Raw genomic sequence first — 12,686 nt, forward strand, 5'->3', positions numbered from 1 at the left:
TCTCCTGTCGCGTCATTTGTTGCCGAGGTTGATCGGGGTGCGCCGCCGGTTCGCCACGCCCCGCGCGTACGCGGCCATCGCCGTCGCCACCTGCGCCGGGTCGCGGTACTCGGACCGTTGCTGCTGCTGCTGCGGCACGGTCACGCCGCCGGGCACGAGGTGCCGTTGCGGCTGCCGTTTGGGCAGGCCGGAGTTGGTGGTCGTGGCGACCTCGGGGGTGTGCGCCTGGGCGGCCGTGCGCCAGGCGTCGTCGGCGGGGCTGGACCACGCCTGCCCGTTCTGGCCGTTCTGGCCGTCGACGACGTCGGTCTGGAACCAGTGGTTGACCTGTTCGAAGATGAGCAGCTCCTCGGTCGGCGCGTCTCCCCGGTCCGGGGGCGGGGAAGCGGATCGGAACACCGGCGCGGCCGGCAGGGTTCGCTCGGGCGGGGGCCGTCCCGCGGTGGGCTCGGGGTGCGGCTGGTACGGCGGCGGAGGACTGGCCGTGCGTGCCGCCCGCCGAGAGAGCCGGCCGGGTGCGAGCAGGTACTCCTCCGGTGGCAGCGACCGGATGATCGCGGCGGGCAGGGTCGCCTCGGCGAGGATGCCGCGTCGGGGGCCGCGTCGCAGCTGGACGGTCGCGCCCAGCCGAGCGGCGAGCTGCCCCACGACGACCAGCCCCATCGCCCGTACGGCGGCCACGTCGATGGCCGGTGGGCGGGCCAGCAGGTCGTTGAGCTGCTGCATACGCTGCGGTGACAGCCCCACGCCCTCGTCGCTGATCTGGACGATGACCCGGTCACCCAGGCTCCGGCCGCTCACCCAGGTCTCGCTGCCCGGGGGCGAGTACGTCGTGGCGTTGTCCATCAGCTCGGCGAGCAGGTGCACTACCTCGTCGACGGTCTTGGCCGCCACCGCGACGTCCCCGTCGATCATGCCGAGCCGGACCCGCGCGTAGTGCTCGATCTGGGACAGCGCGGCTTGCAGCACCTGTTGCAGCGGGACGTCGCGTTGCCGTACCCGACCGACGCCGACGCCGCCGAGCACCAGCAGGCTGGCGTTGATCCGGCCCATCCGGGTGGCCAGGTTGTCCAGCGTGTACAGCTGGTCCAGCCGGTCGGGGTCGGTCTCGTCCCGCTCGACCAGGTCGACCTGGGCCAGCACCGCATCGACGAGTCGCTGTTCGCGGCGACTGAGGTGGATGAAGATGTCGGCGGTGTTGGCGCGCATCACCGCCTGCTCGGCGGCGGTCCGTACGGCGGCCTGGTGCACCGCGCTGAACGCCTGGCCCAGCTCGCCGATCTCGTCGTCGCTGGACGGTTCGAGGGCGGCGCTGGCGTGCTGGTTGGCCAGTCGGTCCGGGTCGACCGAGGCACTGCCGGGCTGCTGGAGCTGGGCCACCACGGCGGGGAGTTGTTCGAACGCCACGGCGTTTGCCGCGTCCCGCAGGCGGCGCAGCCGCCGAGTGATCTGTCGGGCGACGGCCCAGGTCACCAGCGCCGTCAGGATCAGCGCCAGGAGCACGCCGACCGCCTCGGCCACGGCCCGACGGCGCTGGTCGGCGTGCGCTGCCCGAACGTCGTCGCGGACCGCGTCGTCGACCTGCCCGCGCAGCTCGGCCAGGCGGGCGGCACGCGTCTGCGTGGTGGACACCCAGTCGGCGGTCTCCAGTTGCAGCTGCGTTCCGGGTCGGGCCCGGGACACCTCGTCCTGCATCCGTTGCAGGGCGAGCGCCTCGTTGCCGGTGCCGGCCTGCTCCCACCAGACGCCCCACTCGGGCGGGGCCAGGGCCAGGAACGACAGGCTCGACTCGGTGTAGCTGGTCCGGGCGGCGGTGATGTCCTGCTGCATGGCCGGGGTCAGTTCGCCGCCCGCCACCGCGCGCAGCACGGCGACCTGTTGCTGGCCGATGGCTTCTGCCGTCTTCGACAACGCGGCGGAGGCCCGGATGCCGTCGGCGAGCGAGGCGTCCACGACGCCGTGCGAGACGTTCTCCCGAAAGTTGATCAGGTCGGCGATCGCGATGCGGTAGCTGAAGGTCATCGCCGACACCGACGCGTGCGTCGCCGTGCGTACCTGGGTGCGCAGCGGGGCGAGACCGTTCAGGGCGTCGTCGATGCGGCGCAGCAGGGTCCGGTTGGCGTCGGCGTCGGTGGACAGCCGCTCGCGCTGCCCGCGGTAGCGGGCGACGGCGTCGTCGGTGGCGGCGACCTCCGTGCCGAAGGTGTCCTGCTGCTCCGGTCGGCCGTAGGTGAGCAGGTCGGCTGCGGCGATGCGTTCGCGTTGTAGCCGGTAGGCCAGATCGCCGGCCTCGGCGCCGACCTGGGCCAGGATCTGCAGGTCGCCGGCGCGGGCGGTGCGGCGGGCGCTTTCGGTCAGCGCGAGACCGGCGAAGCCGATCACGGCGACGAGTGGGGCCGCGACGATGAGGCGCATCCGGCCGGCAATCTTCCAACCGCGTCGACGCGTCGGGTAGGGTCTGGCCGCGTGGGACCGGGTGCTCGAGGCCAAAGTTGACTCCCACGACTCGTCGATGACGGTCTATCCCGCACGTTGCCGAATGCAAGTCCCATTCGGCCGGAAGCCGCGCTCGTAGACCAGACCTGACCGTGGTACAAACTGCCCGTACCAGCATCTGTACCCAACGTCAGCGGCCGGTGACGCCGCGAGATCGAGTGGGCTCGACGCGGTCAGCGCTGGTCGTCCTGGGGGCCGGCCGGCGGGTGTGGGCGCGGCGCGGAGCCCGGGTCGGGCGGGCTGTTGAGCACCTGGCCAATCAGCTCCCGCAGCTCGTCGATCGCGTCCACCACCGCACCCGGGTCGCGGGCGTCCCGTCGACCACGCTGCCGCGGCACCGGTCGTTCCAGCCGGGTCGGCTCCGGTGCGCGGGGGCCTCGACGACCGTCGGCGGCCAACTGCTCGGCGGCGACCTGGGGCCACAGCGCGGCCAGCCGGCCTCCGGTGCCGAGGACGTCGTCGCAGCGCAGCGCGAACTCGTGGCTGCCGAACCGTCGACCCGACTCGACCGCCGCCACCGTCTCCCGGCTGAACCGCACCAGATCCGCCAGGGCCCGCTGGGTCAGCCCCCGTCGGACGCGACAGTTGCGCAACTCCCACCGGAACCGCTGACTGGCCGCAGAGTGCGCTGAGCTCGACGGGGACGTGTGCTCCATGCGCTCACCTTCGTGGAACGGGGAATCAGCAGCGGACACCGGATGGAGATTGGCCGATGGGCTGAACATTCACAGAGGGCAATTCTTAACCCAGGACGCGATGGGTGTGAAGACGTTCACCGGCATGGATCGCCGGGCATTGCGGAAAAGGGGCGGATCGAGCGACGCCGACCCGTCCCGCAGGTGACCCCGGCCGCAGGTCAGCACCGCTGGCCGAGGTGCACCGGTCAGGCGGCGCGGACGTCGGCCGGCGTCGTGCCTCGTGTTGCGGCCACGTCGGCGGCCACCGTGTCGCCGATTGTCGCGAGCAGTGTGTGGTGCGCGCGAAACGCGATATTGGGTTTGTACGAGCGATGCTGCTCGGTCGCCAACCGAAGGTCGGGAATGGATTCGGCGAGTCGGGCGAGGGCTGTCCCCGCCTCGAGTCGTGCCAATCCCGCGCCGATGCAGAAATGTGGACCGTGGCCGAACGACAGGTGATTGCCCACGTCCGCCCGGTGCGGGTCGAACCGGTCCGGGTGGGCGAACGCCGAGGAGTCGCGATTGGCCGCACCGATCAACAGCAGGCAGCGGGCCCCGGCGGGAATCGTCACCCGACCCAGGGTGACGTCCCGGCTGGTCACCCGCAGCCACCCGTCGATGGCCGGCGCGAAGCGCAGCGTCTCGCCCACGAACGCGGGGACGACCCCCGGGTCCGCGACGATCGCCGACCACCAGCGCGGCGTGGACAGCGCCTGGTCGAGGGCGTGCGCGAGCAGCCCGGCTGTGGTCTCGTGGCCGGCGACGAGGAGATTGAACGCCAGGCTCGCCACCTCGGGCACGGTCAGCACGGTGTCATCGTCGTCCCGGTAGGTCAGGGCGCGGCTGATGAAGTCGTCACCTTCGTGCCCGCCGCGCACCCGCTGGCGGACCAGCTCCTCGCAGTAGTGCCAGAACTCCAGCAGATCCTGGGCGAGCCGGACCTGCTCGGCCGGGTCGGGCTGTCCCCAGATGAGGGCGATCTGACCGTCCGCCCAGCTCCGGATCCGCCCGATGTCGGCGTCCGGCACGCCGAGGATGTCCAGCACCACCAGCAGGGGCAGCTCGGTGGCGAACTCCTTGATCAGGTCCACCTGGTCGCCCCGCCGGGCGGCGAGACGGGACACCAACTGGTCGACCCGGCGCCGGACGATCGCACCGTACTCGGCCTCGACCCGATCGGGGGTGTTCGCGAAGGTCGCCCGGAGGGCCCGGCGGGTGCGGGGATGCGCCGGTGGGTCCGCGGCGGCCGTGGTGGGTGGCGCGTCGATCTGCATGATCACGTTCATTGCCGCCGGGCACACCTCGTAGACCGGGACGAGGGTGAGGGCGTTGGCGAACGTCGTGGCATCGGCGAGGGCGTACCGGACGTGAGCGTGCCCGCTGATCAACCACAGGCCCAGATCCTCGGCGTAGTGCACCCCGTCGGGATCGTCGAGAATGCGTCGCCACATACGTGCCGGATCGGTGAGATAGATCCCGGTGAACGGATTCAACCGCATGGAACGCCTCCTGATGCACGCGGCGCGAAACCGGCAGCGCCTCCATTTGGCGATCCACCCCAGCCGGGCCGATAATGGCGCGCATCTGCCTCTGGCTCTTTACGGTGCGCTGGCCGGCCGCACAAGTCAAGATTGGTGGTCGTCTATTTATTAGCTCGCGTAATTGCGTGTTGCAATGGCCGGTCGGACTCGGCTGGATGCAAGTTGCGGACCGGCCCTTGCCGTCCGGACGGCCGCGACGGGCTACCGGCCGGCACGGGCGGTGGAACCGACTCGCCGCTTTCCCTCATGACCGGAGAAACGACCTCCGCGACTGCCGGTGACGCGGCCGACAGCACCGCCCGAGGGGCTGGGCCTGCGACAACGCCCGCGCAGGGGCTCCAATCTGGCCGGAGCCCCCGCGCGGGCGGGTCGTGACGACCCGGGTCGCTGGATCGTCAGGGCGTCCACGGGGCGGCGACGGCCCAGGTGCTGTCGGCGGTCCACGACGTCGGCGTGTTGTACGCGTCGCCGCCGGTGCCGTTGCTGAGCCAGACCTCCGCGTTGTAGTGCCGCAGGTATTTGCCTCGGAAGTTGTACGACTCCAGGGACACACCCGCGCCGGTCAGCCCGGTGCGGGCGCACCAGGTGGCGTCGGCCCGCATCAGCGCGGAGCCGTCGTCGGGCGAGTTGCGGACCCGGGAGTTCTGGTGGCGGAGGTACTGCCCGGGAACGTTGACCGACTCGAACGAGTAACAGCCGGTGCCGGCCAGACCGGCGCGGATGGTGTACGTGGCGTCGGCCTTGAGCAGGCTGGGGCTGGCCGCGTCGACCACCTCGGTGTAGGCCAGGCCATCCTGGTGGCGCAGGTAGCGGTTGGTGTAGCCGGGCGTGGTCACCTGCAACGACCGTCGGGTGTTCACCGGCAGGGCGACGGGCGTCGAGCTGCCGAGGGTCTTCGAGGCGTTGACCAGGGCGGTGTTGGCGGCGCGGACCCGCGCCTGGTCCATCTTGACCACCTGCCGGTCGTAGGTGAGGAAGCCGTTCAGCTCGCCCTCCAGGTCGGTGATCTCGGTGTAGATCGAGGCGCTGAGCCCTTTCCCGATCATCAGGTTCTGGGTGCCCTGCACCAGCCCGACGTACCGGTCGGTGAGCGCGCTCGAACTGCTCTGCCACTCGTAGGCGAAGAAGCTGCCGTTGGGGCTGTACTCGTGGCCCGGCGTGTGCAGACCCAGACCGCCGAACTCACCGAGCACGGCGATCCGGGTGCTCGACGGCACGGGGGAGTCCGGCCCGAGGTAGACGTGCCAGTCGTCGATGTCGCCGTTGCCGGGGTTGCCGAGGGACTGGCAGCAGTTGTGACCGCTGTGCGGGTTGACCAGGCGGGTCGGGTCCTGGTTCTTGATGTTCTGCGCGACCCGCCGGGTGTCGGTGAGGGACCGCTCACCCCAGCCCTCGTTGTAGGGGGTGTAGGCGATCACGGCGGGGGAGCTGCGGTGCTCGTCGACGATCTCGCGTGCCTCGGCCTCGAACTGCGCCTGCTGCGCGTCGGTGGGGTCGACGTTCTGCGCGGTCAGCGACGGGATGTCCTGCCAGACCAGCAGGCCCAGCCGGTCCGCGTGGTAGAACCAGCGCTGCGGTTCGACCTTGATGTGCTTGCGCACCATGTTGAAGCCCAGGTCCTTGTGCTTCTGCAGGTCGAAGGCGAGGGCCGCGTCGGTCGGGGCGGTGTAGAGCCCGTCCGGCCAGAAGCCCTGGTCCAGGGTGCCGACCTGGAACACGAACTGACCGTTGAGCTTGGGGCGCAGCACTCCGTTGACCAGGCCGGTGGTGATCTCCCGCATGCCGAAGTAGTGGGTGGTCCGGTCCACGGTGGCGGACCCGGCGTTGCGCAGGGTGACCCGGAGGTTGTAGAGGAACGGGTCGTCGGGTGACCAACGCCGGGCGTTGGGCACCGGCACGCTGAAGTCGGTGAAGCCGCCGGTGGCCGAGCCGACCACTGTGCTTCCGTTGAGTGCCTCGGCGAGCACGCTGTGACCGCTCACGTCGCCCCGGGTGAAGACCCGTACCCGCAACGTGTTGTTGCCGAGGTTCGGGTAGACGTCCACGCTGCTGATCGAGGCGGTGGGCACCGGCTCCATCCACACCGTCTGCCAGATGCCGGAGCTGGGCGTGTAGAAGATCCCGCCGGGTGTCTTGGTTTGCTTGCCGATGGCGGGCAGGCTGCCGTTCTGCCGGGTGTCGGTGGGATCCCAGACCTTGACGACGATCTCGTTCGCCCCGGCGGTGAGCTGGGGGGTCACGTCGAAGGTGAAGGCGTCGTAGCCGCCGGTGTGCGCACCGACCCGGACGCCGTTGACCCAGACGGTGCTCTGCCAGTCGACGGCGCCGAAGTGCAGCAGGGTCCGCCGGCCCGACCAGTTCGCCGGGATGGTGACGGTGCGCCGGTAGAACAGGTAGTTGCGGTTGTCGTTGGCGGCCCGCTGGATGCCGGACAGCGCGCTCTCCACCGGAAAGGGCACGTTGACCCGCTCGGGCAGATTGGCGCCGAACTGCGGGGCGTCGTCGGTGGCCGACTGGCGTAGCTGCCACTCGCCGTTGAGGTTGAGCCAGTCCGGCCGGGTCATCTGCGGTCGCGGGTACTCCGGCAGTGGGGTGCCGGCCAGGGCCTGGCTGGTCCAGGGGGTGGTCAGCGGGGGCGTCTTGGCCGGCGCGGCGTGCGCCGGCGAGGCCGGCGCGGCGAGGACGCCGGCGACCAGGGTGAGGATGAGCAGCAGCGGCAGGGCGGGGCGGATGGGGACCTGACGTGTCATGCCGTCTCCGGGGGGCGATTCGCCACGGGCGGTACAGCCATGCCCGAAGCGCGTGGGTGGTGGGCATCGGGTGGTCTTTGACGAGGGCGGGCGTCAGCAACGAATGTCGGTGGGATTTCCACCGGACGACGACAGTCGACATATTGACATTCACCGTTGCCTCTATAACGTTATAGAGCCGTCTCGGGCGTCCGTCAATCCTTGTTCGTCAATGCCCTGTCGGCTCGCCGGTCGAATTCGCGAAGGATTGGTGGATGGGCGTCAACCTCAAGGACATCGCGAGGCGCGCCGGCGTGTCGCTGGCCACCGTCTCGAACGTGGTCAACGGCTATCGGCCGGTGGGGGAGCGGACCCGGCAGCGGGTGCAGCAGGCGATCGACGAACTCGGCTACAGCCCCAACCTGGGCGCCCGGCACCTCCGTCGGGGGCGCACCGGCCTGATCGCGCTGGCCATCCCCGAGCTGACCAACCCCTACTTCGCCGAGTTGGCCGAGATCGCCATCGCCGAGGCTGCCGGGCTCGGCTACACGCTCGTCATGGAGAACACCGCCGCCGACCGGGAGGCCGAACTGGCGCTCCTCGATGGCTCCCGACGGCACATCATCGACGGCCTGATCCTCAGTCCGGTGCGGATCGGCCGAGAGGAGGTGCTGGCGCGGGCCGCCACCAGCCCGCTCGTGCTGATCGGTGAGGGCGTCTACGACGTGCCGCACGACCACATCGCCATCGACAACGTGGCGGCCGGTCACGCCGCGATCCAGCACCTCGTGGCGATCGGTCGCCGCCGGATCGCGTTCGCCGGCGCCACCTCCGGCGGTGACCGGCAGTCGGCGCAGCTGCGGGTACGCGGCTACCGGGAGGCGCTCGCCGCTGCCGGCCTGCCGTACCGCCCGCAGCTGGTCGCCCGCACCGACGCGTTCGGTCGGCTCGACGGTTATCAGGCGATCCAGGCCCTGCTCGCCCTCGGCGACCCGCCGGACGCGGTGTTCGGCTACAACGACCTGGTCGCGATCGGCGCGCTGCGGGCGTTGGCCGAGGCGGGCCACCGGGTCCCCGAGGACGTCGCGGTGATCGGCATCGACGACATCGAGGAGGGGCGATTCAGCACCCCGACCCTCACCACGATCGCGCCGGACAAGCGGGAGATCGCCCGGCTGGCCGTACGCCGGCTCGTCGCCCGGATCGAGGGCGCGGAGGTCATCGGCCCGCTGAGCGTGCAGACGCCGTTCCGGCTCATCCGCCGGGAGAGCACCGGCGCGCCGCGGGGCTGACGGTCCGCGCCGGCCCCGAAGCCCGCCGCCCGATCCATAGTCCCGGTGGTAGGACCCAGAGAGGATGACCCATGAGATCCATTTCTCTCAATATGATGACCGCTATCTCGAATGCGGGTGCGCTCACGAGGCGTGCCATCCTGATGCGGAGGAATGCATGGTTCGCTGGCGTACCCTCACTGGCCTGCTGGCCACCGCGTTGGCCGCGGTGACCGCGGCCAGCCTCACCCTCGCCGCGCCGGCCGCCGCGGCCGACAACCCCGTGACGCCGAACGTCGTCGGCGGCAGCCGCGCCGCGCAGGCGAGTTCCCGTTCATGGTGCGGCTCTCGATGGGCTGCGGCGGCGCGCTGTACAGCCCCCGGCTGGTGCTCACCGCGGCCCACTGCGTGGGTGCGACCGGCACCAACACCAGCATCACCGCCACCCTCGGGGTGGTCGACCTCCAGTCGTCCAGCCGGATCACCGTCCGGTCCAACTACGTCTACCGTGCGCCCGGCTACAACGGCTCGGGCCGGGACTGGGCGCTGATCCGGCTGGCCAGCCCCGTCACCGGGCTGAGCACCCTGCCGATCGCCACCACGACCGCGTACGACAGCGGCACCTTCACCATCGCCGGCTGGGGTGCCGCGCGCGAGGGCGGCGCCCAGCAGCGGTACCAGCTCAAGGCGACGGTTCCGTTCGTGAGCGACTCCACCTGCAACTCCAACTACGGCGGCGACCTCATTCCCGCGGAGGAGATCTGCGCCGGCTACGCCAGTGGCGGCGTGGACACCTGCCAGGGTGACTCCGGTGGCCCGATGTTCCGCCGCGACGCCGCCAACGCCTGGATCCAGGTCGGCATCGTCAGCTGGGGCAACGGCTGTGCCCGGCCCAACTTCCCGGGCGTCTACACCCAGGTGAGCTACTTCGCCTCGTCGATCGCCTCGGCCGCGGCGAGCCTCGGCGGCTGACCGTACGACCGCTCGGGCGGCCCGGACGACACGGTCCGCGCGCCCGGGTCGGCACCGACGGGTGAACGGCGAGTGGGCCAGCCGACAGAAACGGCGGGCCGCGCGTACGGTGCCCGCCGCAACGGCGATGATGGGCCGGTGAAGATCCTGTCCATCCAGTCGTCGGTCGCCTACGGTCACGTCGGCAACTCGGCGGCGGCGTTTCCCCTCCAGCGCCTCGGGCACGAGGTCTGGCCGGTCCTGACCGTGCACTTCTCCAACCACACCGGGTACGGCGCGTGGCGCGGGCCGATGCTGCCGGCCGCCGACGTGGCCGAGGTGATCGCGGGCATCGCGGACCGTGGGGTCCTCGGCGACGCTGACGCGGTGCTCTCCGGTTACCAGGGCGACCCGGCCGTGGGCGCGGTGATCCTGGACGCGGTGCGGACGGTCAAGGCGGCCAACCCGGCGGCGGTGTACTGCTGCGACCCGGTGATGGGCGACGCCGGTCGCGGGATGTTCGTCCGGCCGGGCATCCCCGAGTACCTGCGGGACACCGTCGTACCCCGGGCCGACATCATCACGCCGAACCACTTCGAGCTCGACTTCCTCGCCGGCCGGACGACCACCTCGCTGGCCGAGGTGCTCGACGCGGTCGACGTCGTACGCGCGACCGGGCCACGGCACGTCCTGGTGACCAGCGTGCTCCACGGCGACCTGCCGCCGGATTCGCTGGAGGTGGTGGCCGTCTCGGACGAGGGCGCCTGGGCGGTGACCACCCCATTGCTGCCGATCAACCCGAACGGCGGGGGTGATGTCACCGCGGCGCTGTACCTCGCGCACCTCTGCACGACCGGCTCGCCCGCGACCGCGCTGGAGCGCACCATCGCCTCGGTCTTCGCCGTCCTCGAGGCGACTCTCGCGGCGGGCACCAGGGAGATCCAGCTGATCGCGGCCCAGGACGTGATCGCCGACCCGCCGACCCGGTTCACCGCCCGCCGGCTGCGCTGACGGCGGCCGAGGCACGCGAGACGGCCGTGCCGAGGGCCGGTGCCGCGTCGGCGGCCCTCGGGCACGGCCGTCTCGCCGAGCAGCGACCAGTCGGTCGGCGGCCCTCGGCACGGCCGTCTCGCCGCGTAGTGTCCGGTCGGTCAGCGGCCCTCGGGCACGGCCATCTCGCCGAGCAGCGACCAGTCGGTCTGCGGCACTGTGGCGTTCACGATGCGCGGCGTCTCGGCCAGGTGCGGCGGCAGGGTCTGCTGCGCGGCGCGGAAGTGCGCGGACCGCACGTGGGCCCCGCCGGCCTCGTCGTCGCGGAAGGCCTCGACCAGCACGTACTCGGTCGGGTCGTCGACGCTGCGGGACCAGTCGAACCACAGGCAGCCCGGCTCGGCCCGGGTCGCCTCGGTGAACTCGGCCGTGATCCGCGGCCAGTCATCGGCGTGCTCGGGCCGAACCCGGAACTTGGCGGTAATGAAGATCATGGCCTCAGGCTACCGCTCAGCGCAGCCGGCGGATGTCGCCATACGCCCGGTAGAACCCGCCCCGGCTGGACTCGCGCACCTCGGTCACCAGGTAGCGGGCGCCCGGCTCGCGGATCCCCTTGGGGAACTGCACCGACCAGTCCCGTCGGAAGCCGTCGGAGAGCACCTGCACCCGCAACCGGCCCCGGTCGTCCAGGCACTGCACCAGCACACCGCCACCCAGGTCGCTGGTCACCTCGACGATCGTCGGCTCCACCGGCCTGGGCGCCTCGCGGGGCGCCTTGATGTCGCGCACCTGCGGCACGTCGCCGGCCTGGGCCGCGCGGATCGCCGGCTCGCTCGCGTCGACGCAGGCCAGGTGGCCCCCGGTGGTGACCACGTAGAGCCGGTCGTCGTGGTACTGCATGGAATACGCCGAGCCGCAGCCGGTGCCGAGCTTCCACAGCCGGGTGCCGTCCGCGTCGAAGCAGTAGATCGAGGACTGACTGTCGCCGGCGAAGACGAACCGGCCGCCCTCGGCGGTGGCACAGGAGAAGACCGGGGCGTCGCAGCGGTAGCTGCGCTCGTGCCGGCCCGCCTTGGACAGCCGCACCACCTCGCGGGTGCCGGTGCCGGCGAACACGCTGCCGTGCTCCTGCCAGCCGAAGAGCACCGAGCCCGTCCTGGTGTGCCACAACTCGCGCCCGGTGCGCCACTCGTAGCCGGTCACACCCTGCGAATGGCCGTGGTAGACGGCGTCGGTGTCGCACCGCACCATCCAGGCCGAGCGCCCCCGCCCGGGCCTACGCCACAGGAACTCGTCCTCGTGGTCGACGGCGGTGATCCCGCCGTCGGCGTCCGAGACGCCCAGGACCCCGTCGTGGATGTCCAGCCAGTAGATGTCGATCTCCGGGGCGATCGCGTACGCCACCCGGGGCACCTTGCCGGAGAGGTCGTAGACGTTGCCGTCGTCGCAGCCGGCGTAGACCCAGGCGTCGTCGGCGACGATGCACTTCACCCCGTCGGGTAGCCGGACCTGGCTGCGCACCTGGGCGTCGTGGTCGAGCGTGGTGATCACGCCGTGCTCGTTGCCGACCATGCAGTGCTGCCCGTCGACGAAGATGCCGAAGGCGGGGGCGCCGGAGTCGTAGCGCCAGAGCACCGGGGCGGTGCGGGCGGTGGAGCGGGTGCTGACGATCTGCCGCCGGGACACGGCGCGTTTCTGTCGGACGCCGGGGACCGCCGGCGCATAGCCCTTACGGACCTTCTCCCCGATCTTCTTCGCCGCCGCGGCCCGGGCCCGGGCGTTGTCCGGATAGCCGCTCGTCTTGACCTGCCCCTGGTCGCCGATCCGGCCGTAGCGCACGGTCAGGGTGGCGTCGTCGACCACGACCTCGTAGAACTTGTGCGCACCGTCCACTTCGGACAGTTCGAGGTAGGTCGTCTCCTGGGACATGGGGGGCCTCCGAGGGGGTCAGCGATCGGCGCGGTCTGGCCGGCGCGGCGACAGTGACCACACGCTAACCACCGCCCCCGACAGAATCGGCCCGCCCAGCGG

At 71.3% G+C, this 12,686-nt stretch carries 9 protein-coding genes; 3 read left to right on the forward strand and 6 right to left on the reverse strand.

Features of this window, described 5'->3' with window-relative positions; translation table 11 throughout:
- Positions 1-12: 12 nt before the first annotated feature.
- The 4 genes from JM949_RS05385 to JM949_RS05400 all read right to left on the reverse strand — a co-directional run bounded on the left by JM949_RS05385 (position 13) and on the right by JM949_RS05400 (position 7,464).
- Positions 13-2,415 (reverse strand): sensor histidine kinase, encoded by a 2,403-nt coding sequence (locus tag JM949_RS05385; RefSeq protein ID WP_203147332.1) that lies wholly within the window; start codon positions 2,413-2,415, stop codon positions 13-15.
- Positions 2,416-2,669: 254 nt separating this feature from the next.
- The gene (locus tag JM949_RS05390; RefSeq protein ID WP_203147333.1) at positions 2,670-3,152 is read right to left on the reverse strand and encodes a helix-turn-helix transcriptional regulator; all 483 of its coding nucleotides are present in this window, start codon (positions 3,150-3,152) and stop codon (positions 2,670-2,672) included.
- A gap of 227 nt (positions 3,153-3,379) precedes the next feature.
- Positions 3,380-4,672, reverse strand: a complete 1,293-nt coding sequence (locus JM949_RS05395) for a cytochrome P450 (RefSeq protein WP_203147334.1) — start codon at positions 4,670-4,672, stop codon at positions 3,380-3,382.
- A gap of 437 nt (positions 4,673-5,109) precedes the next feature.
- Entirely contained in the window at positions 5,110-7,464 is a 2,355-nt protein-coding gene (locus JM949_RS05400; RefSeq protein WP_203147335.1) for an AbfB domain-containing protein, read from the reverse strand.
- Positions 7,465-7,718: 254 nt separating this feature from the next.
- Between JM949_RS05400 and JM949_RS05405 the strand changes: the two genes are divergently transcribed.
- The 3 genes from JM949_RS05405 to pdxY all read left to right on the forward strand — a co-directional run bounded on the left by JM949_RS05405 (position 7,719) and on the right by pdxY (position 10,676).
- Positions 7,719-8,735 carry a LacI family DNA-binding transcriptional regulator gene (locus JM949_RS05405; RefSeq protein WP_203147336.1) on the forward strand — a complete coding sequence of 339 codons (1,017 nt, stop codon included), beginning with the start codon at positions 7,719-7,721 and terminating at the stop codon, positions 8,733-8,735.
- A gap of 315 nt (positions 8,736-9,050) precedes the next feature.
- The gene (locus tag JM949_RS05410; protein ID WP_238432632.1) at positions 9,051-9,686 is read left to right on the forward strand and encodes a S1 family peptidase; all 636 of its coding nucleotides are present in this window, start codon (positions 9,051-9,053) and stop codon (positions 9,684-9,686) included.
- Positions 9,687-9,824: 138 nt separating this feature from the next.
- Positions 9,825-10,676 carry a pyridoxal kinase PdxY gene (gene pdxY / locus JM949_RS05415; RefSeq protein WP_203147337.1) on the forward strand — a complete coding sequence of 284 codons (852 nt, stop codon included), beginning with the start codon at positions 9,825-9,827 and terminating at the stop codon, positions 10,674-10,676.
- Positions 10,677-10,816: 140 nt separating this feature from the next.
- On the opposite strand, the gene JM949_RS05420 is transcribed toward pdxY, so the two are convergent.
- Both JM949_RS05420 and JM949_RS05425 read right to left on the reverse strand, forming a co-directional pair.
- Positions 10,817-11,149 (reverse strand): putative quinol monooxygenase, encoded by a 333-nt coding sequence (locus tag JM949_RS05420; protein ID WP_203147338.1) that lies wholly within the window; start codon positions 11,147-11,149, stop codon positions 10,817-10,819.
- A 16-nt stretch (positions 11,150-11,165) separates the two neighbouring features.
- Positions 11,166-12,584, reverse strand: coding sequence for a WGR domain-containing protein (locus tag JM949_RS05425; protein ID WP_203147339.1), 1,419 nt, complete (start codon positions 12,582-12,584; stop codon positions 11,166-11,168).
- Positions 12,585-12,686: the final 102 nt, after the last annotated feature.

Source organism: Micromonospora tarensis, from assembly GCF_016803395.1.
GTDB lineage: Bacteria > Actinomycetota > Actinomycetes > Mycobacteriales > Micromonosporaceae > Micromonospora > Micromonospora tarensis.